We start from the raw sequence: 22243 nt of genomic DNA, 5'->3' as shown, positions 1-22243 counted from the left end.
GTGGCCTCCGATGGCGACGTTGCTAGGGGAGTGATCCGGGTACATCGGACCCGTTTGCTTGGGATACCGCAAGTTACTGCGTAGTATCGTATCCAAGCCGGCTGGGTGGGCGTGACATCCGGCACCCGGTTTCGTGATCCAGGCCACCGGACGCCCGTACTGCGTGAGCGGTGTCAGTGGCCCTCGGCGGCCGGTTCCACGAGCTCGACCAGCACGCCGCCGGCGTCCTTGGGATGGACGAAGTTGACCTTGGAGTTCGAGGTCCCGCGGCGCGGCTCGTCGTAGAGCAGGCGCAGCCCCTTGGCGCGCAATGCGTCGGCCGCGGCCGCGACGTCGGCCACCCGGTAGGCGACCTGCTGCAGGCCGGGGCCGTTGCGGTCGATGAACTTCGCGATCGTCGAGTTCCCGTCGAGCGGGGCGAGCAGCTGCACCTTGGTGGCCCCCGCCGCCTCGCCGGGGGCGCCCAGCATCGCCTCGCGCACCCCCTGCTCGGTGTTGGTCTCCTCGTGCACCGGGACGAGGCCCAGGTTCTCCGCGTACCAGCGGATCGCCTCGTCCAGGTCGGGCACCGCGATGCCCACGTGGTCCACGGCCACGACCAGCGGTGAGAGAGCGTCCTCGGTTGTCGTCATGGGGGCAGAAGGTACCCGTTCTACTCGCGAGTAGGGCGATGTGCCGCTGGTCACCCCCACCGTTCGGGTCGTGCCGTACGACCGTGAGACGTGGGTATGGTGGCCGCCCACCTGTCAACGAAGCTTGCTGGAGGACCCGTGTCCGGAACCGTGATCGTCGCCGGGGCCCGCACGCCCATGGGCCGCCTGCTCGGCTCGCTGAAAGGGTTCTCCGGAGCCCAGCTCGGTGGGGTCGCCATCAAGTCCGCGCTGGAGCGTGCGGGCGTCGCTCCCGACCAGGTCCAGTACACGATCATGGGTCAGGTGCTGACCGCGGGCGCGGGCCAGATCCCCGCCCGCCAGGCCGCCGTCGCCGCGGGCATCCCGATGGACGTCCCGGCGCTGACCATCAACAAGGTCTGCCTGTCCGGGATCGACGCCATCGCCCTCGCCGACCAGCTCATCCGGGCCGGGGAGTTCGACGTCGTCGTCGCCGGGGGCCAGGAGTCGATGACCCAGGCGCCGCACCTGCTGACCAAGTCCCGCGAGGGCACCAAGTTCGGTGACGCCACGCTCACCGACCACATGTCCTACGACGGGCTGTTCTGCGCGTTCGACCAGGTTGCGATGGGCGCATCGACCGAGAAGTACAACGAGCGCTACGGCCTGACCCGCGAGGAGCAGGACGCCTTCGCCGCCCGCTCGCACCAGAACGCGGCCCGCGCCGCGCAGGACGGCACCTTCGACCAGGAGATCGCCCCGGTCGAGATCCCCCAGCGCAAGGGCGACCCGGTGCAGTTCACCACCGACGAGGGCGTGCGCGGGGACACCACCACCGAGAGCCTCGGCGCGCTCCGGCCTGCGTTCTCGGCGGACGGCACGATCACCGCGGGCTCCGCGTCGCAGATCTCCGACGGTGCCGCCGCGGTCGTCGTGATGAGCAAGGCCAAGGCCGAGGAGCTGGGGCTGGACTGGATCGCCGAGATCGGTGCGCACGGCGTCGTCGCCGGCCCGGACGCCTCGCTGCACGAGCAGCCGGCCAACGCGATCGCCAAGGCCTGCGAGAAGGAGGGCATCCAGCCCGCCGACCTGGACCTCGTGGAGATCAACGAGGCGTTCGCCGCGGTGGGCATCGTCTCCACCCGCAAGCTGGGCATCGCCGAGGACAAGGTGAACGTCGACGGCGGTGCGATCGCCCTCGGCCACCCGATCGGCATGTCCGGCGCCCGGATCGCGCTGCACCTCGCCCTGGCCCTCAAGGCCCGCGGCGGCGGCGTCGGCGCGGCCGCCCTGTGCGGCGGTGGCGGCCAGGGCGACGCCCTGATCGTCCGGGTGCCGAAGGCCTGATCCCGGATCTGCTCGTCGGCCCCCGCTGCGGCGGGGGCCGACGCACATCCCGGCCCGTTGCGCCGGGCGTCCCGCGCGCCCCGGCGTCGAGGAGGAGGACGACCGTGGGCGGACCCCCGGACCCCGGCGAGCTGGTCGAGCGGGCACGCGCCGGCGAGCAGCTCGCCGTCGCCCGGCTGATCTCGATGGTGGAGAACGCCGGCCCGCGGCTGCGGGAGGTGTCCGCCGCGCTGACCCCGCACACCGGGCGCGCGCACGTGGTCGGGCTGACCGGCTCGCCCGGCGTCGGGAAGTCCACCTCGACCTCGGCGCTGGTCACCGAGCTCCGCGCCCGCGGCCGGACGGTCGGCGTGCTGGCCGTGGACCCGTCGTCGCCGTTCAGCGGGGGCGCGCTGCTCGGCGACCGGGTGCGGATGGGGGAGCACGCCGACGACCCCGGCGTCTTCATCCGCTCCATGGCCACCCGCGGCCACCTCGGTGGGCTGTCCTGGGCGACCCCGCAGGCGCTGCGCGTGCTCGACGCGGCCGGCTGCGACGTCGTGCTGGTCGAGACCGTCGGCGTCGGCCAGTCCGAGGTCGAGATCGTCGGGCTGGCCGACACCACCGTCGTGCTGCTCGCACCCGGCATGGGCGACGGCATCCAGGCGGCGAAGGCCGGGATCCTGGAGATCGGTGACGTCTTCGTGGTCAACAAGGCCGACCGGGACGGCACCCGCCGCACCGTCCGCGAGCTGCGGAACATGCTGCACCTGCGCGAGGACGCCGGGGCGGAGGCCTGGGCGCCGCCGGTCCTGTCGACCGTGGCCTCCCGGGCCGAGGGGATCGACGCGCTCGCCGACGCCCTCGACGAGCACCTGACCTGGGCCGAGAAGTCCGGTGAGCGCGAGCGGCGCCGGCGCGAGCGGATCCGCCGCGAGATCGAGGCGATCGGGATGGAGCAGGTGCGGGCCCGGATGGAGCAGGTGCGCGGCGGGGCGGCGCTCGACGCGCTGACCGGCCGGGTGCTGGCCGGGGAGCTGGACCCGTGGGCTGCCGCCGACGAGCTGCTCGAGAGTTCCGGCTGACGCCCACCCCGCCGCGACGCCCACCCGCGTGCCGCCGCCTTCCCGGGCTGGGACTCATGGAGCTTTGGTCCCGTGCCACGGGACCAAAGCTCCATGAGTCGGCAGTTCAGGAGGGTCGCTGCGCCTGCCGGAGCAGCGTGAGCGTGCGCGCCGACCCGGAGCGCAGGGCGAGCCGCCGGGCACGGGCCGCCGCAGCCCCCGCGTCCTCGGCGCGCCCGGCCCGGGCCGCCTCGGTCGCCTCGCGCAGCGCGGCCTCCGTCCGGTCCCGGATCGAGCTCTCGCCGCCGTCGTCGTGCCCGAGCTCGGCCCAGATGGGCACCGGGGGTGCGTGCACGTCGATCCGGCCGGGCGGCGGGACGGCGCGGTCGACGGCCGGTCGGTCCAGCTCTCGCCGGAGCCGCTCGCGGCGGCCGTGCGCGAGTGCGGCCAGATCGCTGCGGGCGGCCCGCCCGGCCGCCTCGCCGGCCAGCACGTAGGCGTGCCAGGCCAGGTCCGGCGCGCCCCGGTCGCGCTCCTGGTCGCCGGCCAGGAGCGCCGCCCCGGCCAGGAGTTCGGCCAGGCGCTCGGCGGTGCCGGGATCGACGCAGTGCGTGAGCAGCTCGCGGAGCTGCTCGACCTGGCTGGTCAGCGTGCCGTGCGCGGCAGCCGTGCCGAGCCGGTGGTCCAGCGCCGCCGTGCCGCGGAGCTGGTCGGCGAGCAGCGCCAGGCCGGCGTCGTCGAGTGCAGCGGCCCGGGCGAGTGCGGCCCGGAGCCGGTCGTCGGCCCCGTGGGCGGTCTCCGGGGCCGCCGGTTCGAGACCGAGCTCGGCCGGGGTGCCCCCGTACAGCTCGACCAGCAGCGCCCGGTGCTCCGGGGCCGGGGTCGCGTGCCCGTTCTCCCAGCGGGAGAGCTGGGTCTTGAGGCTGCCGGGCCGCGCGGTGCTCCCGCCGCGCCGGGCGGCGAGCTCCGCCAGCCGCCGCGCGGCGTCGGTCTGGGACCAGCCACGCTCCTGCCGGGCGGCGCGCAGCGCGGAGCGGGCTCCGGGTGTCACGGACCCCGTCGGTGCGGTGTCGCCCGGGTCCACGACACCGATTCTGTCGGTCCCCCGCCGTAGGGTCAACGCCGTTGCCGCAGCACCTCGTCAACCCCGCTCGGAGCGTGCTCGATGGACCTGATCGACTACCTCGTCTGCGTCGCGCTGTCCGGTGGCTCCGGCGCTGCAGCGGGCTGGGCGACCGTGCGGCGGATGCTGCGGGCACCGGTCCCGCCACGCGGGTCGGTGATGCGCGGCTGGCCCGGCCATGGTCACGGTGTGCCGCCACCGCCACGCAGGCCCCGGCGCCGTCGTCGCGGGCGGGGCGGGTGAGGGAGGGAGGGAGGTGCGGTTACTGGTCGAAGTCGCCGGCCGAGCGCCGCACGGTCCGCAGCAGCGCCGTCAGCTGGTCCTGCTCCGCGTCGTCCAGGCCGGTGAGGCCGAATCCGATCGCGGTGACGGCCGCGGTCGCCTTCGCCAGCCGGTCACGGCCCTCCGGGGTCAGCTCGACCAGCGTCGCGCGGCGGTCGGTCGGGTGCGGGAGCCGGCGGACGAGACCGTCGCCCTGCAGCCGGTCGACGATGTTGGTGACGCTCGTCGGGTGCAGCTGCAGCCGCTCACCCATCACCCGCATCGGCAGGCTGCCGCGGCGCGCGAAGTCGAGCAGCACCAGTGCCTCGTAGCGGGCGAAGGTCAGGCCGAGCGGCTTGAGCGCACCGTCCACCTCGGACAGCAGGATCTGCTGGACCCGCATGACGCTGGTGACGGCGGCCATCGTGCGCGACGGGCCGATCCGCTCCTCCCACAGATCGGCCGCGCGCTGGATCGGGTCGAAGGGGAGCGACCCGTGTGCTGCCATGGCACGACGCTAGCAAGTGGAGCCGCACGCCCGGCCCGCGTGCCGGTGAGGTGCCGGTGCGGCGTGGCAGGCTGGCGCCATGCTCTTCGCGTTCAGCATCGCGCCCTCCGGCTCGGCCTCCGGTGACGGCAGCGTCGGCGCCGCCGTCGCCGAGGCGGTCCGGGTGGTCCGCGAGTCGGGTCTCCCGAACGAGACCACGTCGATGTTCACCACGATCGAGTCCGAGACCTGGGACGAGGGGATGGCGGTCGTCAAGGCTGCCGTCGAGGCGGTCGCCGCCGTCGCCCCGCGGGTCAGCCTGGTGCTCAAGGCCGACATCCGGCCGGGCCACCACGGGCAGCTGCGAGCCAAGGTCGACCGGGTCGAGGAACACCTGCGGGAGTCGGGCGCGTGACGGCGCAGGTCGTCCTGGTCCACGGCGCCTGGCACCGTGGCTCCTCCTGGGCGCCCGTCGTGGCCCAGCTGGAGCGGACCGGGATGCCGGCGTCCGCGCCCGACCTGCCGGCGGACACCCCCGGCACGGGCCACGAGGACCTGATGGCACCGGTGCTCGCGGCGGCCGGCGCGGACGGTCCCGTGGTGCTGGCCGGCCACTCCCTGGGCGGGCTGGTCGCGGCCGCGGTCGCCGGCCGGCTCGACCCCGCCCGGGTACGGGCGCTGGTGCTGGTGGGCGCGCTCGTCCCCGAGCCCGGCCGGGCCTACCGGGACCGGATGCGGGCCGAGCCGGAGCTGATGGTTCCCGGGTACGACGCCGGGGTGCGCCGGGGCGAGGGGCGGATCACCTACTGGCCGGACGCGGAGACCGCCGCCACCGGGCTGTACCGGGGTGTCGCCGAGGAGCCGGCCGGGGGCGGGCGGGCCGCCGTCGCGGCGGCGGTCGCGGACCTGCGCCCGCAGGACTGGACCCTGCTCGCGGAGCCGTGCCCGCTCACCACCTGGCCGACCGTCCGGACCGTGTCGGTGATCTGCACCGGCGACCGTGTGGTCGACCCGGACGGCAGCCGCCGGGAGGCCGCTCGGATCGGGGCGGAGGTCGTCGAGCTCGGGGGCGGGCACTTCCCCATGTGCACGCGCCCGGGTGAACTGGCCGGGCTGCTGGCCGGCGTCGCTGCGGCCCCCGGCTGACGGCTCCGACCCCGCGCGAGCCCGTGGCGCGAGTTCCCGGGATCTTTACGAGCGAGCCCCTCGTGGGAACTGTTCCCACGAGGGGCCCGCTCGTGGTGGTGCGGGGTGCCGTCCCGCGATCGGGGCGGCGCCGCCGTCAGGCCATGATGCTGCTGAAGTGGTACACGCCCACGAGGATCGCCACGAAACCGAGCACCATGCCGATCTGGCCCAGCTTCGCCAGCGCCGGCTGGCGGTAGGCGAGGAAACCGGTGACCAGACCCGCCGCGCCCAGGATCCAGGCGAACAGCGGGACGAGGAACCCGGCGATCACGCCGAGGGCGCCCAGCGCAAGCGACACGTACGCGAGGGTCGGCTTGGCGGCGGACTGAACGTTGCTCATCTTCGGGATTCCTCCGTCGTTCACCGGTGGTCCGGCGTTCTCACTCGTCTTCTGGGGGATGTCACTCGGGGGTGGACGCGCCGCGCGCGCCCGGGGCCCGGTCACGCAGGGTCACCACGATGGCCCTGCACCGTGTTCAACGAGTGGGGTGGCCGGGTGTTGCTCCGCCGGTCCGGTGATCGTCCATGGGATGGAACGGGTCCGGCCGGCGGCCCGCACGGCGGAGGGGCGGGGTGCGTCACGCCCGACACGCGGGCGTGCCAGGATGGGCGGCGTGTCTCGCCCAGATCCTCGTCAGGCGGCCCAGCGTGCAGCGATGTCCTCGGCCATGGCCGGAGCGGTCGATCTCTCCGGTCTGAAGGCGCGGGCCGAGGCGGCCAACAAGCAGACCTCGTCCGGCGGTGCCCCGGCCGCAGGTGGGGGCGGCGGCGGTGCGTACGTCGTCGACGCCACCGAGGCGGGCTTCCAGAACGAGGTCGTCGAGCCCTCGCTGCAGGTCCCGGTGGTCGTGGAGCTCTGGGCCAGCCGCTACCCGCGCGAGGAGCAGCTCTCCGCGGAGCTGGAGCGGCTGGCCTCGACCGGCGGGGGCGCGTGGCTGCTGGCCCGGGTGGACATCGACACCCAGCCGCGGATCGCGCAGGCCTTCCGGGTGCAGCAGGTCCCGATGGTCGTCGTGCTCGTCGGTGGCCAGCCGGTCGACGCCGTCAACGGGGCCATCCCCGACGACCGGGCCGCCGAGTGGGTCCGGTCGCTGCTCGACGCGCTCCGCGACCGGATGCCGGCGATCGCCGAGGGGGAGCGCCGGGCGGCGGACGAGGCCGGTGCCGAACCCGCCGAGGAGCCGGAGGACCCGCGGTTCACGGCGGCCGAGGAGGCCCTCGAACAGGGCGACTACGCGGCCGCGGAGTCCGCCTACCTGGGCATCCTGGACACGGAGCCGGCGAACGAGCAGGCCAAGGCCGCGCTCGCGCAGGTGCGGTTCCTGGCCCGTGCCGAGCAGGCCGACCCGTCCGCGATCGAGCGCGCCGACGCGAACCCGGACGACGTCGACGCCCAGCTCGCGGCGGCCGACGCCGAGATGGCCGCCGACCAGGTCGAGGCCGCGTTCACCCGGCTGGTGAACACGGTGGCCCGCACGGGCGGGGACGACCGGGACCGCGTCCGCGGGCACCTGGTCGGCCTGTTCGAGCTGTTCCCCGCGGACGACCAGCGGGTCAGCACGGCGCGCCGGGCGCTCGCCCGGGCGCTGTTCTGACCGGGCGATGACGGTTCCCATCCCGCCCGCGCCGTGACCGACGCGCTCCGGCCGGCGGCCGGAGACCCCGCGACGGAACCTGCGCCCGGCCCCGGCGAGCCGGCCCCGCCGGCGTCGCACCCCACCGGAGCCGCGTGGCCGCATCGACTGGTCCGGGCCGGGGCCCCGGTCGTCGCCGGGGCCGCCCTGCTCACCGCGGTCCTGCTGTTCGCCTTCGGTCAGCCCCCGCTGCTGCGCTGGATCCCGGCGACGGATCTCGCGACGATGCACGTCGACTTCGACACCTTCTGGCAGTCGGCCCACGCCCTCGTGGAGCAGGGGCCCGGCAGTGCGGCGATCTACGACACCGGCGCCCGCCTGAACAACCTGAACCCGCCGCTGCTGTCGGTGCTGCTGGCCCCGTTCGGCCTGCTGGAACCGGTCACCGCGTACCGGCTGTTCACCGCGCTCTCGGTCGCCCTCGTCGTGGGCGCGGTCGGCGTGGCCTGCCGGGAGACCGGGATCGGCCTGACCTGGACGTGGCTGGTGCTCGGCGGCGTGCTCGCGTCCTCGCCGCTGCACGGGACCCTGCTGCTCGGCCAGATCTACCCGCTGCTGCTGGCCGGGCTGGTCGCGGGCTGGCTCGCGGAGCGCCGCGGGCACCCCCGGCTGGCCGCCACGTGCTACGGCGTCACCGTCGCGCTCAAGCCGTCCCTGGGACCGCTGCTGCTCCTGCCGGCCGCGCAGCGCCGGTGGCGGCCGTTCCTCGCCGGCATCGCGGCCGCGGCGACGGCGACGCTGGCCGGTGTGGCCGTCGCGGGCCCGGCGACGGCGTGGCAGTGGATCGCGATGGTGCTCACCGAGCCGGTCGGCCCGACGCCCGACAACGCGTCGCTGCCCGGGCTCGCGCTGCGCTGGGGGCTGCCCACGGTCGTCGGCACCGTCGCCGGCGGGCTGCTGCTGGCCGGCACCCTCTGCCACTACGCCCGCCGGAGCGCCCGCGACGGGCGGTCGGCCGCGGCCGGCACCGACCCGGCGGGGACGGCACCGTTCGCCGTCGTCGCGACCGGGCTGCTCGCCGCGCCGATCGCCTGGCACAACTACCTGCTGCTGCTCGTACCGGGGCTGGTGGTCCTGGTCGCGAGCGCGCCGCGGGGCGCGACCCGGCGCCGGGTGGTGGCGGCGATCCTGGCGCTGGCCGTCGTGCCGGTCGGCTGGGTGGACCTGTGGCCGGACGGTCACCTGCTCGCCCCGCTCGCCCGGGCCCTCTACACCGCGGTCCTGCTCGCGACGTGGTGGTCGCTGCTCCGCCCGTCGACCGGCCGGCCTTCCGCTCTGCGGAAGCGTCGCCCCGGCTCGCTCGCTGAGCTCGCACACTCCCCGGCACCGATCGAGCGAGGAGGCCCGCGGTGACCGACGGATCCCGGAGCAGGGTGACGGCCGGAGGACAGGACAGGACGGTGCGCCGCGGCTGGATCGCGCCGCTGTGCTGGGCGGCCGTGGCGCTGGAGGGCTTCGACCTGGTCGTGCTCGGTGTCGTGCTGCCCGCGCTGCTCGACGAACCGGCGTGGGGCCTGGACCCGGCCACCGCCTCGCTGATCTCGACCGCGGGCCTCGTCGGGGTGATGGTCGGCGCGCTGTCCGCGGGGCCGCTGGCCGACCGCGTCGGCCGTCGCACGGCCATGCTGATCACCGTGGTGTCGTTCTCGGTCCTCAGCCTCGCGTGCGCGTTCGCGGCCGGTCCGTGGACGTTCGGCGTGCTGCGCTTCCTGGCCGGTCTCGGCCTCGGCGGTGTGCTCCCGGTCGCCATCGCCCTGGTCAACGAGCACGGCCGGCCCGGCCGGGGCGGCAGCGCGACGACGATCCTCATGACCGGCTACCACGTCGGAGCGGTGGCCACGTCGCTGCTGGGCATCGGCGTGATCCCCGCGTTCGGCTGGCAGTGGATGTTCGTGCTCGGCGCGCTGCCGGCGGTGGTCCTGGTGCCGCTGCTGGCCCGCTTCCTGCCCGACGAGGCCCCCGCCGCGGCGCCGGCCGCCGGACGCGCGGCGCCCCGCAACCCGGTCGCGCAGCTGGTCAAGGACGGCTACCTGCCGTCGTCGATCGCGTTCTGGGTCGCGTCGTTCATGGGCCTGCTGCTGGTCTACGGCCTCAACACGTGGCTGCCGCAGATCATGCGGACCGCGGGGTACGGCCTCGGCGCGGCGCTGTCGCAGCTGCTCGTGCTCAACGTCGGCGCGGTGCTCGGCCTGCTCGTCGCCGGTCCGGTCGCGGACCGGGTCGGGCTGCGCCCGGCGACCGTCGCCTGGTTCTGCGCCGCGACGGTGTTCCTGGCCCTGCTGGCCGTCCGGATGCCCGGGGTCGGCGTCTACGTCGGCGTGCTGCTGGCCGGGGTGTTCGTGTTCAGCTCGCAGGTTCTCGTGTACGCCTACATCAGCCGCCACTACCCGGCGCACGCGCGGGCGTCCGCGATCGGCGCCGCCAGCGGGATCGGCCGGCTGGGCGCGATCTCCGGGCCGGTGCTCGGCGGGCTCCTGCTGCAGGCCGGGATCGCCTACCCGTGGGGCTTCTTCGCCTTCGCCGCCGTCGCGGCGCTTGGGGCGGCCGCCGTGCTGGGCGTCCGCCGCGCGGACGCGGGGGCGACGCAGCCCGGGTGATCGCCGATCCGGCAGGGAAAGCGGTCAGATCTGGCCGGTGTCCATGCCGGATCGTTGATCACCCGGGTGGCCGGGGGGACTAGTCGCGTGACGCGGTGCCCGTGTCGGAGCCACCCGTGCCGGAGGTGCCGGTGACGAACGAGCCGTTGCGGACGGCCCGCGCGCCCACCGTGCCGGGGGCGGGCGCGACGCTGGTCGACACCCGCTCCGTCGCCGGCTCGCCGTCCGACGCCGGCTCCGCCGCGGAGTCCCCGGCAGCGGCCGATGCCGACTCCCGAGCCGGCGCCGCCGCCCGGTAGCCGTCGTCCGGGGTCGGCGGGGCCTCGAGGTCGGTGTCCTCGGGCTCGTCGGGCAGCTCGTCGGCGGGCAGCGGCGGCGGCACGGTCCCGGTCGCGGTGGCCGGCGCGGACGTCACCGGCCCGCCCGTCTCCTCCGGCACCAGCCACAGCACGCCCGACGGGGGCAGCCGCAGCACCGCCGACGCGGGCTGGCCGTGCCACATCGCCGGCTCGGCCGTCACCCGGCCGAGGTTCCCGACGCCCGAGCCGCCGTAGCCGGTGGCGTCGGTGTTGACGAGCTCGGTCCAGTTCCCGGGGAACGGCAGGCCGACCCGGTAGTCCTCGCGCGGCGCCCCGGAGAAGTTCGCGATGCAGGCCAGCACGGTCGCGTGGCCCTCGGCGTCGACCCCGTGCCGCAGGAACGAGAAGACGTTCCCGGTGGCGTCGTTGGCGTCGATCCAGGCGAAGCCGTCCGGGGTGGTGTCGCGCGACCAGAGCGCCGGGTGCTCGCGGTAGACCCGGTTGAGGTCGCCGACGAGGGTGGTGATCCCGCCGTGCAGCTGGTCCTCCTGCAGGTGCCAGTCCAGCGACCGCTGCTCGGACCACTCCCGGGGCTGCCCGAACTCGCTGCCCATGAACAGCAGCTGCTTGCCCGGGTGGGCCCACATGTAGGCCAGCAGGGCGCGCACCCCTGCGGCCTTGTTCCAGTCGTCGCCGGGCATGCGGGTCCACAGCGAGCCCTTGCCGTGCACGACCTCGTCGTGGCTGATCGGCAGCACGTAGTTCTCGCTGAACGCGTACATCAGCGAGAACGTCATCTGGTTGTGGTGGTAGCTGCGGTGCACGGGGTCGCGCCCGGTGTAGTCGAGCGTGTCGTGCATCCAGCCCATGTTCCACTTGAACCCGAACCCGAGGCCCCCCATGTAGGTGGGGCGGGTGACACCGGGCCAGGCGGTGGACTCCTCGGCGATCGTGACGACGCCCGGGTGCTCCCGGTAGACGGTCGCGTTCATCTCCTGCAGGAACGCGACGGCGTCGAGGTTCTCCCGGCCGCCGTGCACGTTGGGCAGCCACTGGCCGTCGGCCCGGGAGTAGTCGAGGTAGAGCATCGAGGCGACGGCGTCAACCCGCAGCCCGTCGATGTGGAACGACTCCAGCCAGTACAGCGCGTTGGCGACCAGGAAGTTGCGCACCTCGTTGCGGCCGAAGTCGAAGACGAGCGTGCCCCAGTCCGGCTGCTCGCCGCGGCGCGGGTCGGCGTGCTCGTAGCAGGCGGTGCCGTCGAAGCGGGCCAGCGCCCACTCGTCACGGGGGAAGTGGGCCGGCACCCAGTCGACGATCACGCCGTAGCCTGCGCGGTGCAGCCGGTCGACGAAGTACCGGAAGTCGTCCGGGGTGCCGAACCGCGCGGTCGGCGCGTAGTAGGAGGTGACCTGGTAGCCCCAGGACCCGCCGAACGGGTGCTCGGCGACCGGGAGCAGCTCGACGTGGGTGAACCCGGTGCCGTCGAGGTAGGCGACGAGCCGGTCGGCCATCTCCCGGTAGTCCAGCCCCGGCACCCAGGACCCGAGGTGCATCTCGTAGATGCTCATGGGTTCCTCGTGGGGTCGCCGGCCGGCGCGCGCCGCCATCCACTCCGCGTCGCCCCACTCGTGGACGTCCCGGGTGACGACCGACGCCGTCTGCGGCGGGATCTCGGTCGCGAACGCCATCGGGTCGGCCTTGTCCCGCCAGTTGCCGTCCTGGCCGAGGATCCGGAACTTGTAGCGGGCGCCGACGCCGACGCCGGGCAGGAACACCTCCCAGACGCCGGAGCTGCCCAGCGAGCGCATCGGCAGCGTCCAGCCGGCCCAGCCGTCGAAGTCCCCGGTGACGCGCACCCCCCGGGCGTTCGGCGCCCAGACGGCGAAGCTGGTCCCCGAGACCGGGCCGGAGGCGGTGTCGTACTCCCGGACGTGCGCGCCGAGCACGCCCCACAGCCGTTCGTGCCGGCCCTCGCCGATGAGGTGCAGGTCCATCTCGCCGAGGGTCGGCAGCCAGCGGTACGGGTCGTCGGTGACCTCCTCGTCGTCACCGTGCCGCACCAGCAGGCGGTAGTCGCCACCGGAACCGGGCACGACACCGGAGAACAGCCCGGCGTCGTGCACCTTCGTCAGCTCGTGGGCGAGCTCCCGTTCCCCGTTGGGCAGCACGGCCACCGAGGTCGCGTGCGGCTGCAGGACGCGGATGGCGGTGCCGTCGGCGTGCGGGTGCGCGCCGAGCACCGAGTGCGGGTCGTGGTGGGCGCCGCCCAGGAGCCGGTCGATCGTCGCCTGATCCGGCGCGTGAGCAGCGGTCTCGTCGTCGCGGGTCGCTCGCAGCTCATCGGAGGTCACCTGCGGAACCGTACTGGCCCCGGCCGGTGCCCGCCGAGCGCGGTCGGGGACCGTTGCCGGATCGCAGTCCGGTGCCGGTCGTCAGGAGGATTCGTCGAAGACCGGGGCGCGCTTCTCGAAGCCGGCCGTGACGGCCTCCACCTGGTTCGGGCTCCCGATCAGCGCCCCGATCTCGGCCTGCTCGGCGGCGAACCCGGTCGCGAGGTCGACCCGTCCGGCGAGGTCCAGCAGCCGCTTCGCGGCACGCACCGCGTGCGGGCTGCGGCCGGCGATCTCGCGGGCCAGCGCCAGCGCGGCACCGAGCGGGTCGGCGTCGGCCCGGGTGGCGAGCCCGATCGTCACCGCCTCGGTGCCGCCGACCGTGCGACCGGTGAGCGTGAGCTCCTTGGCGACGTCGCGGCCGACGAGCTCCGGCAGCAGCTGGCTGCCGGTCATGTCCGGGACGAGCCCCCACACGATCTCCCGCACCGACAGCCGGGCGTCCGGGGCGACGATGCGGATGTCGGCACCCAGCGCGATCTGCAGCCCGCCCCCGAGCGCGTTGCCCTGCACCGCGGCGATCACCGGCACCGGCAGCTCCGCCCACACGTGGGCCGCCCGCTGCCCGGTGGCCCGGGCCGGGCCGTCCGAGGGCGGCAGCTGCACGCGCGCCGACAGCCGTTCCCCCTCGGCCATGGCCCGGAACGCGCCGAAGTCGAGCCCCGCGCAGAAGTCCGGGCCCTCCCCGGAGAGCACGACCACGCGCACCCTCGGCTCGGTGCGCAGCCGTTCGCCGGTGGTGACCAGGGCCTCGAACATGGCCGGGTCCAGCGCGTTGCGCTTGTCCGGGCGGGACAGCCGGACGTCGGCGATCCCGCCGGTGACGGTGACACGGACCCGGTCGGCGCCGTCGATCCCGCTCATGCCGGCCACCTTAGCTGAACGATCGTTAAGAAGGGGCTCGGTCGTGGTGGTCGACGACCCGCAGCGCGATCGCGGTGTAGCGGTCGACCAGCTCCGGCAACGTGATCTCCCCACCGGGCTCGTACCACTGGGCGATCGCGTTGCAGGCCGCGACGATCGCCCGCCGGGCGTCGTCCGGGTACGCGACGCGGAACGTGCCCCGCGCGACGCCGTCGGCGATGATCCCGGCCCAGAGCTCGGTGGCGGCGCGGCGCAGCCCTGCGAGGCGCTCCCGGTTGTCCGGGTCGAGGTTGCGCCACTCGAGGGTGGCGATGTTGCTCTCCACCCGCCGGCTCACCCGGTACTCGACGGTGACCCGGACCAGCGCGCGCAGCCGGTCGGCGGGGTCGTCGCCGGCCTCGCGCAGCGCGCGGTCGCACCGCTCGAAGTAGTCGTGGGTGATCTCCTCCACCAGGGCGGCCAGCAGGTGCTGCTTGCTCGGGTGCCAGTAGTAGAGCGCCGACAGCGACAGGCCGGCCCGGCGGGCGATGTCCCGGATGGACGTGCCGTGGTACCCGCGTTCGGCGAAGCTCTCGCGCGCGGCCGCGGTGATGGCGTCCCGGCCGCCGCCGCGCGGGGGCGAAGCGGTATCGATGCTCGTTCCGCTGGCGCTCCTCTCGGGAACGTCCGGCTCGGCGGGTGCGGTGCTCACCGCGACAGCATGACCGATCCCGGCGGCCGGCGGAGCGTTGTGCACTTAACGATTGATCGGTAAGTTCGGCGCGCCCCCGTCGACGTGGAGGGAGCGGCGCATGACCGCGGTCGAGGAGACCGGGAACGAGAGCGCGGTGCTGCAGGAGTACCGCCGCGCGCTGCGGACCTGGCTCGAGAAGCACGCACCCGGCCCGGTCGCCGGGCTGTCCGGTGAGGAGTACCTGCGCACGGCCCGGGAGTTCCAGGCCGCGCTGCACGACGCGGGCTACGCCGGTATCACCTGGCCGCGGGAGATGGGCGGGCAGGGCCTCGGCCAGGCCGAGCAGCAGGTGTTCGCCGACGAGGCCGCCGCGTACGACCTCCCGCTGTACCCGTTCATGATCGGGATGGGGATGTGCGGGCCGACCGTCGTCGACCTCGGCACCGCGGAGCAGCAGCGGCGCTACCTGCCGCCGCTGCTGCGCGGCGAGGAGATCTGGTGCCAGCTGTTCTCCGAGCCCGGCGCCGGCTCCGACGTCGCGAGCCTGCAGACCCGGGCGGTCCGCGACGGGGACCGGTGGGTGGTCAACGGCCAGAAGGTGTGGACGACCAACGCCCAGTTCGCCGACTTCGGCGCCCTGCTCGCGCGCACCGACCCGGACCGGCCCAAGCACGCCGGGCTGACCATGTTCGTCGTCGACATGCACGCGCCCGGGGTCACGGTGCGCCCGCTCAAGGACATGTCCGGGCGGGCCCCGTTCAACGAGGTCTACTTCGACGACGTCGAGATCCCGGCGCAGGACGTGCTCGGCGAGATCGGCGGGGGCTGGGCCGCCGCCGTGACGATGCTCGGGCACGAGCGGGTGTCGATCGGCGGCCGGCAGCGGGCGCGGTCCAACCCGCTCGAGTTCGCCTCGCTCGCCGAGCTGGCCCGCCGGACCGGTGCCGGCCGCGACCCGGTGCGGCGCGATCGGCTCGCCGAGCTCTACGCGCACGAGCGCGCGCTCGAGCTGCTCAACGTCCGGATGCGGCAGGAGGCCGCGGCGGGACGGTCGCCGGGCGCCCGCGGGTCGGTCGCCAAGCTGGCCGGCGCGCTGCAGGCCCGGCGGGCCATCGAGGTCGCGGGCGAGATCGCGGGGGCGGACGCGGTGGCCTGGGACCCGGGTGACGAGCGCGCCGCCGAGCTCGCGCTCGCGATCAACTCGGCCCCGGCGTCGAGCATCGCCGGCGGCACCAACGAGATCCAGCGCAGCATCATCGGCGAGCGGATCCTCGGGCTCCCGAAGGAGCCCCAGGTGGACCGGGACGTGCCGTTCCGCGATCTCGCGGTCGGCACCCGGCGACGGGAGGGGGACCGGTGAAGCTCGTGCTCGACGCCGAGCAGGAGGACCTGCGCGCGGCGGTGCGGAAGTTCCTGGCCGACCGGGCCCCGTCCGAGCGGGTCCGCGCCGTGATGGACGGCGACCCCGGCCACGACCCTGCGGTGTGGACCGGGCTCGCCGGTCTCGGCGTGCTCGGGCTGGTGGTGCCCGAGGAGCTGGGCGGTGCCGGCGCGGGCCACGTGGACCGGTCGGTCGTCGCCGAGGAGCTGGGACGCGCGCTCACCCCGGTGCCGTTCCTCGCCTCCGCGGTGCTGGCCACCGACGCCCTCCTGGCCCTCGACGACGACGGTGCCCGCGCCGAGCTGCTCCCGCGGCTCGCGGCCGGCGAGCTGGTCGGCACCGTGGCCGTCGCCGAGCACGGCGGGGAGTGGGACCGGACCGGCGGGGACACCACGGCCGCCGAGCGGGACGGCCGGTGGGAGCTCACCGGGGTCAAGACGCCGGTGCTCGCCGGGGACACCGCCGACGTCGTGCTCGTCGTCGCGCGGACCCCGGACGGGCCGGGGTGGTTCGCCGTCGATGCCGGTGCCGCCGGGCTCGCCCGCACGCGCCTGACCGGGCTGGACCCGACCCGCCGCGTCGCCCGCCTCGAGTTCGACGGCACCCCGGCCCGCCGGCTCGCGACCGCCGACGCCGCGGCCGCGGTGGACCTGGTGGCCGACCTCGCGGCCGTGGCACTGGCCGCCGAGCAGGCCGGCCTCCTGCAGCGCGCGATGGAGCTGACCGTCGACCACGCGAAGGTGCGGGTGCAGTTCGGCCGCCCGATCGGCTCCTACCAGGCGGTCAAGCACGGCTGCGCCGACATGTACAGCGCCTGGGAGCTCGCGGTCTCGGTGCTGCGGCATGCCGCCTGGACCGCCGACCACGACCGGGCGGAGCTGCCGGTGGCCGCCGCGCTCGCCCAGACCTACATCGGCCCGGCCGCGTTCACCACCGCCACCGGCATGATCCAGTACCACGGCGGGATCGGCTACACCTGGGAGCACGACGCGCACCTGTTCTACAAGCGGGCCAAGAGCGCCGAGCAGCTGCTGGGCCCGCCGTCGGGCCACCGCGCCCGGCTCGCCGACCGGATCGGGGTGTAGGACGGCCATGGGCGAGGACGTCCTGCTCACCCGCCGCGACGGCGGGGTGCTCACGCTCACCCTGAACCGGCCGCGGCGGAAGAACGCCGTCGACGCCGCGCTGTGGGGCGCGCTGCGGGACCAGCTCACCGTGGCCCGCGACGACGCGGACGTGCGTGCGGTCGTGCTCACCGGGGCCGGCGGGGCGTTCTGCGCGGGCGCCGACCTGTCCGGCGGGGTCTCCGCCGGGCATCCGCTGGACCGGATGCGGCGGGTCAACGAGGTCGCGTTGCTGCTGCACGAGCTGCCGGTGCCGTCGATCGCGCAGGTGGACGGCGTCGCCGTCGGCGCGGGCTGGAACCTGGCGCTGGGCTGCGACCTCGTCGTCGCCACGCCGGCGGCACGGTTCTCCCAGATCTTCGCCCGGCGCGGGCTGTCGCTGGACTTCGGGGGCTCGTGGCTGCTGCCCCGCCTGGTGGGGATGCAGCAGGCCAAGCGGCTCGCGCTGCTCGCCGAGACGATCGACGCCGCGGAGGCGCACCGGCTCGGCCTGGTCACCTGGGTCGTCGACGCCGCCGGGATCGACGGGTTCGTGGCCGACCTCGGGGCCCGGCTGGCCGCGGCGGCCCCGGTGGCGGTGGCGCAGTCCAAGGCGTTGCTGCACGAGAACGCCGACCGCACGATGCGCGAGGCGCTGGCGAGCGAGGCCCGCACGCAGGCGGTCAACTTCGCCACCGCCGACGCACCGGCGGCGTTCGCGGCGTTCAACGAGAAGCGAGAACCGGAGTTCACCGGGGAATGGGCCGTGAGATGAGTGGACTCTTCGACCTGACCGGGCACGTCGCGCTGGTCACCGGTGGCAACTCCGGCATCGGGCTGGGGATGGCGCGCGGGCTCGCGCAGTGCGGCGCCGACGTCTGCATCTGGGGCACCAACACCGAGCGCAACGAGAAGGCCGCGACCGAGCTGGCCGCGCACGGCACCCGGGTGCGCGCCCTGCACTGCGACGTCGGCGACGAGGACGCGGTCACCACGGCCTTCGCGGCGACCCTCGAGCACTTCGGCCGGGTCGACTCGTGCTTCGCCAACGCCGGCGTCAACGGGTCCGGGACCCGGTTCGTCGACACCGGGCTCGACGAGTTCCGCCGGGTCACCCGGATCAACCTCGACGGCGCCTTCCTCACGCTGCGTGCCGCGGCCGGGCACATGGTCGAGCGCGGCGGCGGTGGCGTGCTGGTCGGCACCTCCAGCGTGTCGACCGTGCACGGGGCGCCCCGCAACCAGGCCTACGCGGCGAGCAAGGCCGGGCTGACCGCGATCATCAAGGGCTGCGCCGTCGAGCTGGCCCGGTACGGGATCAACGCGCACGCGATCGTCGCGGGCTGGACGGAGACCCCGCTGGCCTCGTCGACGCTGCACGACGAGACGTTCGAGAAGAACGTCCTGAAACGCATGCCGCAGCGGCGGTGGGGCGAGCCCGGTGACTTCGCCCGGCTCGCCGTCTACCTCGCCGCCGGGATCGGGGGCTTCCACACCGGCGACGAGATCGTCGTCGACGGGGCGTACTCGATCTTCTGACTGTCCGCAGCACGACGCACCGTTCCACCCGCGAGCACGCCGAGGACGCCGATGACCGCGACACGGACCGCACCGACGACACCGACGACGACAGGGACGACCACGCCCGGCCGGGGCATGACGATGAGCGACCTCGTCGCCCGGCACGCCCGGGTCGCCCCGGACGCGCCTGCGATGGTCGACCCCTGGCACCGCCGGACCTACGCCGAGCTCGACGACCGGGTGACCCGGCTGGCCCACGTCCTGGCCGGGCACGGGGCCGGGCACGGCGACCGGGTCGCCGTCCTGGGGGTCAACAGCATCGAGGTCGTCGAGTCCTGGCTGGCCGTGCTGCGGATCGGCGCGATCGCGGTGCCGGTCAACTTCCGGCTCACCGCGGGCGAGATCGGCTACGTGCTGCGCGACAGCGGGGCCTGCCTGGTGCTCGTCGACGAGGGACTGGCCCCGGCCGTCGAGCAGGCCCGGGAGTCGGCGCCGGACGTCCGCGCGGTCCTCACCTACGGCGCCGGGCACGAGCAGCGCCTCGCCACCGCCCCGTCCACGTGGGACGAGATCGTGGTGGCCGACGAGGACCCCGCCTACATCATGTACACGTCGGGGACGACCGGGTTCCCGAAGGGTGCGGTGCTCACCCACCGCAACCTCTACCTGCACGCGTTCTGCTCGGTGGCCACGCTCGGCATCACCGCCGACGACCGGGTGTGGATGTCGGCGGCGCCGCTGTTCCACATCGCCGGGCTGTCCGGGATGCTGCCCGTGCTGATGACCGGCGGCAAGATCGTCATCCCGCCCTCGGGCGGGTTCGACCCGGCGGCCACGGTGCGCACCCTCGCCGAGGAGGGCGTCACGTCGTGCTTCATGGTGCCGGCGCAGTGGCAGGCCGTGTGCGCCGTGCCCGACCTGGCGGGCCAGGACCTCTCGCGGCTGCGGCGGATCTCCTGGGGTGCCGCGCCCGCGTCCACCACGCTGCTCCGCACGATGATCGACTCGTTCCCGCAGGCCGAGGTGTGCACCGCGTTCGGCCAGACCGAGTGCAGCCCCGTGACCACCTACCTGCGCGGTGAGGACTCGCTGCGCAAGATCGGTTCGGTGGGGACCCCGATGATCGGTGTCGAGGTCCGGGTGGTCGACGACGACATGAACGACGTCCCGCGCGGCGAGGTCGGCGAGATCGTCTACCGCAGCCCGATGGTGATGAGCGGGTACTGGAACAAGCCCGAGGAGACGGCCGAGGCGTTCCGCGGCGGCTGGTTCCACTCCGGCGACCTGGTGCGGGAGGACGAGGACGGCTACCTCTACGTCGTCGACCGCAAGAAGGACATGATCATCTCCGGTGGGGAGAACATCTACTGCGCCGAGGTGGAGAACGTCCTCGCCGGGCACCCCAAGATCGCCGAGGTGGCGCTGATCGGCGTGCCGGACCCGAAGTGGGGCGAGACGCCGCTCGCCGTCGTCGCCCCGCGCGACCCGGCCGACCCGCCCACCGCCGACGAGATCGAGGCGTTCGCGCGGGAGCGCCTGGCCGCCTACAAGCGGCCGCGGCACCTGCGGCTGGTCGACGCGCTCCCGCGCAACCCGAGCGGCAAGGTCGTCAAGCCGGTGCTGCGTGACCGCTACGGCTCGGCGGAGGCCTGACCGGGTCCGAGTCGCTCGCCCAGCCAGCCGGCGACCACCCCGGCGGCGGCGTCGGTGGCCTCGTAGTGGATCAGGTGCCCCACCCCGGGCAGCACGTGCAGCGTGCCGTCCGGGATCAGCGCGGCCAGCCGCCGCTGCGTCTCGACCGGTCCGAGGTCGTCGCGTTCCCCGGCGACCAGCAGGGTCGGCGCCGGGAACCGCCCGGCGAAGTCGCGCACGGTCCCGCCGGTGGACGCCGCGAACGCCTCCAGCACCGCGTCCCGGTCGGCGAACAGGCCGGCCTGGCGGACGTGCTCGCCGCGCATCCAGCGCCGCAGCTCCCGGTCGGTGCTCGTGGCCATCAGCTCGCTGGTGAGCACCGCGACCGCCTTGCTGGCCAGCAGCGACCGCGCGGGACGGGTGGGCAGCCGGCGGGCGAGCCCGTAGTAGGCCCGGGTCGCGGCGACCGCGCCGCGCCGGGACACCTCCAGCGGGGGCGTGGCGATCGGGTTGACCAGCACCACGGCCCGGTGCGGGATCCCGGCGGCGACGGCGGCGGCCACGACGACCGAGCCGAACGAGTGCCCCAGCAGCACCGGCGGGGTGCCCAGCCGGCCGGACACCGCGGCGAGCCAGCGGGCGTACCCGGCGGCGTCGTGCGGGCCGTCCAGCGGGGTGGACGCGCCGGTGGCGGGCAGGTCCGGCACCAGCACCCGGTGGCCGCGGGCGGCGAGGGCGCGGGCGACCGGCTCCAGCCCGAAGTGGGTCCCGCGGAAGCCGTGCACGGCGAGGACCGCCGGCGCGGCCGGGTCGCCGTAGGCGAACACGGCGGTGCGGCTCCCGGCGGCCTCCACGGTGGACCGGTCCGGTGCGGCCGGCTCCGCGGTGCCGGGGTCAGGCCGCACGGTGCACCCCGGTGGGACCGGCGTGGCGGGACCGGACGTCGTCGTAGACGGCCACGAGCCGCGCGGTGAGCCGGCTCTGCGCGAACTCGGCCGGCGGGGCGACGGCCGGGCGGGGCCGGCCTGCCGCGTCCCGGATCGCGGTGGCCAGGGCGTCCACGCTCGCGTCGGCGGCGAGCCGGCACCACGGCGCCGGCACGTCCCGGGCCACGGCGGGGTCGCGGACCAGCGCGGGCGTCCCCAGCGAGACGGCCTCGTAGACGGTGAGGCCCTGGGTCTCGTAGCCGAGCGAGCTCTGCACGACGAGGTCGGCGTGCCTCATCGCGGCGAGCACGGCGTCGTGCGGGGCGGAGCCGGTGAACCGGACCCGGTCGCCGATCCCGAGCCGGCCGGCCAGCGCGCGGCAGCGGCCGAGGTCGGTGCCGCCGCCGTAGACGGCCAGGTCGGCGTCGGCGCGGGAGCGGGCGAATGCCTCCAGGAACTCGTCGAGCCGCTTCTCCCGGCTGACCCGGCCCGGCCACACCAGCAGCGGGCGCGCGCGGGGCCGGTCGGGTTCGGCGAGCAGGGCCGAGACCCGGTCGTCGTCGACGCCCGTGGGGATCACGTGCGGCCGGCGGGTCACGCCGTACCCGGCGAGCCGGTCGGCGAAGTGGCTGCTCGGGACGACCACGGCGTCCGCGGCGCCGGCGAACGCGCGGACGTAGCCCGCGACGTCCCGGACCGGCCCGCACCGCAGGTGGTGCCGGTGGGCGGCGTACATGATCCGCAGCACCGCGCGCGGGAACGGCATGACCGCCGGCAGCCCGACCTCGACGTTGGTGTGCATGGTGTGCACGACCGGCAGCCGGTGCCGGCGGGCGAACCGGTAGCCGGTCCACGCGCCCCAGAAGTCGGCCTGGACGTGCACGACGTCGACCGGTGGCCGGCCGGCGAACCCGCGGTCGACCGCCCGGTCGGCGGCCGCGCCGGCGACCGCGAACGAGTACTCGCCGACCGGGGCCGCGGGCAGGAGCACGTCGTCGCCGCGCCCGTAGCGCGCCGACGGCGTCCGCCGGGCCGTGGGCGCGCACGCGGTCACCGTGTGCCCGGCCCGCTCGAGGTAGTCCCGCTGCAGGCCCATCGAGACCTGCAGCCCGCCGAGCGTGGCCGGGTGCTGGTCGCTGAAGAACGCGATGTGCACGGCG

At 75.1% G+C, this 22243-nt stretch carries 22 protein-coding genes; 13 read left to right on the top strand and 9 right to left on the bottom strand.

Annotated features, from left to right (window positions below; genetic code table 11):
• Positions 1–173: 173 nt before the first annotated feature.
• Complete coding sequence (mce, locus tag H7X46_RS21285; RefSeq protein WP_186361081.1) at positions 174–632, bottom strand: methylmalonyl-CoA epimerase; 459 nt, start codon at positions 630–632, stop codon at positions 174–176.
• A 138-nt stretch (positions 633–770) separates the two neighbouring features.
• Between mce and H7X46_RS21280 the strand changes: the two genes are divergently transcribed.
• Together H7X46_RS21280 and meaB are read left to right on the top strand one after the other, a co-directional pair.
• Positions 771–1958 (top strand): acetyl-CoA C-acetyltransferase, encoded by a 1188-nt coding sequence (locus H7X46_RS21280; RefSeq protein ID WP_186361080.1) that lies wholly within the window; start codon positions 771–773, stop codon positions 1956–1958.
• Positions 1959–2062: 104 nt separating this feature from the next.
• On the top strand, positions 2063–3022 hold the full coding sequence (gene meaB / locus H7X46_RS21275) for a methylmalonyl Co-A mutase-associated GTPase MeaB (protein ID WP_186361079.1): 960 nt from the start codon (positions 2063–2065) through the stop codon (positions 3020–3022).
• Between the two features lie 106 nt (positions 3023–3128).
• On the opposite strand, the gene H7X46_RS21270 is transcribed toward meaB, so the two are convergent.
• The gene (locus H7X46_RS21270; RefSeq protein WP_186361078.1) at positions 3129–4052 is read right to left on the bottom strand and encodes a helix-turn-helix transcriptional regulator; all 924 of its coding nucleotides are present in this window, start codon (positions 4050–4052) and stop codon (positions 3129–3131) included.
• A gap of 114 nt (positions 4053–4166) precedes the next feature.
• On the opposite strand from H7X46_RS21270, the gene H7X46_RS21265 reads away from it, so the two are divergent.
• Positions 4167–4367 (top strand): hypothetical protein, encoded by a 201-nt coding sequence (locus tag H7X46_RS21265; RefSeq protein ID WP_186361077.1) that lies wholly within the window; start codon positions 4167–4169, stop codon positions 4365–4367.
• A gap of 19 nt (positions 4368–4386) precedes the next feature.
• Here the strand turns inward: H7X46_RS21265 and H7X46_RS21260 are convergent, their stop codons facing one another.
• Positions 4387–4893 carry a MarR family winged helix-turn-helix transcriptional regulator gene (locus tag H7X46_RS21260; RefSeq protein ID WP_186361076.1) on the bottom strand — a complete coding sequence of 169 codons (507 nt, stop codon included), beginning with the start codon at positions 4891–4893 and terminating at the stop codon, positions 4387–4389.
• A 79-nt stretch (positions 4894–4972) separates the two neighbouring features.
• Here H7X46_RS21260 and H7X46_RS21255 point away from each other — a divergent pair, with 79 nt between their 5' ends.
• Complete coding sequence (locus H7X46_RS21255; protein WP_186361075.1) at positions 4973–5287, top strand: thiamine-binding protein; 315 nt, start codon at positions 4973–4975, stop codon at positions 5285–5287.
• Complete coding sequence (locus tag H7X46_RS21250; RefSeq protein ID WP_186361074.1) at positions 5284–6018, top strand: alpha/beta hydrolase; 735 nt, start codon at positions 5284–5286, stop codon at positions 6016–6018. Before H7X46_RS21255 ends, H7X46_RS21250 begins: the two co-directional genes overlap by 4 nt.
• 136 nt (positions 6019–6154) lie before the next feature.
• On the opposite strand, the gene H7X46_RS21245 is transcribed toward H7X46_RS21250, so the two are convergent.
• Positions 6155–6400, bottom strand: coding sequence for a hypothetical protein (locus tag H7X46_RS21245; RefSeq protein ID WP_186361073.1), 246 nt, complete (start codon positions 6398–6400; stop codon positions 6155–6157).
• 316 nt (positions 6401–6716) lie between these two features.
• Between H7X46_RS21245 and H7X46_RS21240 the strand changes: the two genes are divergently transcribed.
• From H7X46_RS21240 to H7X46_RS21230, 3 genes are read left to right on the top strand one after another with little or no spacing between them, the layout of a single operon-like run.
• The gene (locus H7X46_RS21240) at positions 6717–7655 is read left to right on the top strand and encodes a tetratricopeptide repeat protein (RefSeq protein ID WP_255426186.1); all 939 of its coding nucleotides are present in this window, start codon (positions 6717–6719) and stop codon (positions 7653–7655) included.
• 33 nt (positions 7656–7688) lie between these two features.
• On the top strand, positions 7689–9047 hold the full coding sequence (locus tag H7X46_RS21235) for a glycosyltransferase family 87 protein (RefSeq protein WP_186361072.1): 1359 nt from the start codon (positions 7689–7691) through the stop codon (positions 9045–9047).
• Positions 9044–10291, top strand: coding sequence for an MFS transporter (locus tag H7X46_RS21230; protein ID WP_370588890.1), 1248 nt, complete (start codon positions 9044–9046; stop codon positions 10289–10291). The genes H7X46_RS21235 and H7X46_RS21230 overlap by 4 nt, the downstream gene beginning before the upstream one ends.
• A 79-nt stretch (positions 10292–10370) precedes the next feature.
• On the opposite strand, the gene glgB is transcribed toward H7X46_RS21230, so the two are convergent.
• From glgB to H7X46_RS30860, 3 genes are all read right to left on the bottom strand, one after another.
• Positions 10371–12929 (bottom strand): 1,4-alpha-glucan branching protein GlgB, encoded by a 2559-nt coding sequence (glgB, locus tag H7X46_RS21225; protein WP_222132248.1) that lies wholly within the window; start codon positions 12927–12929, stop codon positions 10371–10373.
• A 96-nt stretch (positions 12930–13025) separates the two neighbouring features.
• Positions 13026–13847, bottom strand: coding sequence for a crotonase/enoyl-CoA hydratase family protein (locus H7X46_RS21220; RefSeq protein ID WP_186361070.1), 822 nt, complete (start codon positions 13845–13847; stop codon positions 13026–13028).
• A gap of 25 nt (positions 13848–13872) precedes the next feature.
• Positions 13873–14538, bottom strand: coding sequence for a TetR family transcriptional regulator (locus H7X46_RS30860; RefSeq protein ID WP_186361069.1), 666 nt, complete (start codon positions 14536–14538; stop codon positions 13873–13875).
• Positions 14539–14638: 100 nt separating this feature from the next.
• On the opposite strand from H7X46_RS30860, the gene H7X46_RS21210 reads away from it, so the two are divergent.
• Genes H7X46_RS21210 through H7X46_RS21190 form a run of 5 tightly spaced genes read left to right on the top strand, consistent with a single transcriptional unit; the run spans position 14639 to position 20178 of the window.
• The gene (locus tag H7X46_RS21210) at positions 14639–15880 is read left to right on the top strand and encodes an acyl-CoA dehydrogenase family protein (RefSeq protein ID WP_186361068.1); all 1242 of its coding nucleotides are present in this window, start codon (positions 14639–14641) and stop codon (positions 15878–15880) included.
• Positions 15877–16986, top strand: coding sequence for an acyl-CoA dehydrogenase family protein (locus H7X46_RS21205; RefSeq protein WP_186361067.1), 1110 nt, complete (start codon positions 15877–15879; stop codon positions 16984–16986). Before H7X46_RS21210 ends, H7X46_RS21205 begins: the two co-directional genes overlap by 4 nt.
• A gap of 7 nt (positions 16987–16993) precedes the next feature.
• Positions 16994–17779 (top strand): enoyl-CoA hydratase-related protein, encoded by a 786-nt coding sequence (locus tag H7X46_RS21200; RefSeq protein ID WP_186361066.1) that lies wholly within the window; start codon positions 16994–16996, stop codon positions 17777–17779.
• A complete protein-coding gene (locus H7X46_RS21195) occupies positions 17776–18543 on the top strand; it encodes an SDR family NAD(P)-dependent oxidoreductase (RefSeq protein ID WP_186361065.1) in 768 nt (255 codons plus the stop codon). The genes H7X46_RS21200 and H7X46_RS21195 overlap by 4 nt, the downstream gene beginning before the upstream one ends.
• Before the next feature lie 51 nt (positions 18544–18594).
• Entirely contained in the window at positions 18595–20178 is a 1584-nt protein-coding gene (locus H7X46_RS21190) for a long-chain-fatty-acid--CoA ligase (RefSeq protein ID WP_255426185.1), read from the top strand.
• Here the strand turns inward: H7X46_RS21190 and H7X46_RS21185 are convergent.
• Positions 20157–21062 carry an alpha/beta fold hydrolase gene (locus H7X46_RS21185; protein ID WP_186361064.1) on the bottom strand — a complete coding sequence of 302 codons (906 nt, stop codon included), beginning with the start codon at positions 21060–21062 and terminating at the stop codon, positions 20157–20159. The two genes, H7X46_RS21190 and H7X46_RS21185, sit on opposite strands and share 22 nt — an antisense overlap.
• Positions 21052–22239 (bottom strand): glycosyltransferase, encoded by a 1188-nt coding sequence (locus H7X46_RS21180; protein WP_186361063.1) that lies wholly within the window; start codon positions 22237–22239, stop codon positions 21052–21054. The genes H7X46_RS21185 and H7X46_RS21180 overlap by 11 nt, the downstream gene beginning before the upstream one ends.
• Positions 22240–22243 lie beyond the last annotated feature (4 nt).

Origin of the sequence: Pseudonocardia sp. C8, from assembly GCF_014267175.1 — a bacterium.
In the GTDB taxonomy this organism is placed as follows: domain Bacteria; phylum Actinomycetota; class Actinomycetes; order Mycobacteriales; family Pseudonocardiaceae; genus Pseudonocardia.
This window is presented reverse-complemented; position numbering and strand designations above follow the sequence as displayed.

What these genes read in the sequence shown, in the direction of transcription:
- mce (WP_186361081.1), bottom strand. Translation starts at nt 632, where the DNA reads ATGACGACAACCGAGGACGCTCTCTCACCGCTGGTCGTGGCCGTGGAC.
- H7X46_RS21265 (WP_186361077.1), top strand. Translation starts at nt 4,167, where the DNA reads ATGGACCTGATCGACTACCTCGTCTGCGTCGCGCTGTCCGGTGGCTCC.
- H7X46_RS21260 (WP_186361076.1), bottom strand. Translation starts at nt 4,893, where the DNA reads ATGGCAGCACACGGGTCGCTCCCCTTCGACCCGATCCAGCGCGCGGCC.
- H7X46_RS21255 (WP_186361075.1), top strand. Translation starts at nt 4,973, where the DNA reads ATGCTCTTCGCGTTCAGCATCGCGCCCTCCGGCTCGGCCTCCGGTGAC.
- H7X46_RS21245 (WP_186361073.1), bottom strand. Translation starts at nt 6,400, where the DNA reads ATGAGCAACGTTCAGTCCGCCGCCAAGCCGACCCTCGCGTACGTGTCG.
- H7X46_RS21240 (WP_255426186.1), top strand. Translation starts at nt 6,717, where the DNA reads ATGTCCTCGGCCATGGCCGGAGCGGTCGATCTCTCCGGTCTGAAGGCG.
- H7X46_RS21220 (WP_186361070.1), bottom strand. Translation starts at nt 13,847, where the DNA reads ATGAGCGGGATCGACGGCGCCGACCGGGTCCGTGTCACCGTCACCGGC.
- H7X46_RS21210 (WP_186361068.1), top strand. Translation starts at nt 14,639, where the DNA reads ATGACCGCGGTCGAGGAGACCGGGAACGAGAGCGCGGTGCTGCAGGAG.
- H7X46_RS21200 (WP_186361066.1), top strand. Translation starts at nt 16,994, where the DNA reads ATGGGCGAGGACGTCCTGCTCACCCGCCGCGACGGCGGGGTGCTCACG.
- H7X46_RS21195 (WP_186361065.1), top strand. Translation starts at nt 17,776, where the DNA reads ATGAGTGGACTCTTCGACCTGACCGGGCACGTCGCGCTGGTCACCGGT.
- H7X46_RS21190 (WP_255426185.1), top strand. Translation starts at nt 18,595, where the DNA reads ATGACCGCGACACGGACCGCACCGACGACACCGACGACGACAGGGACG.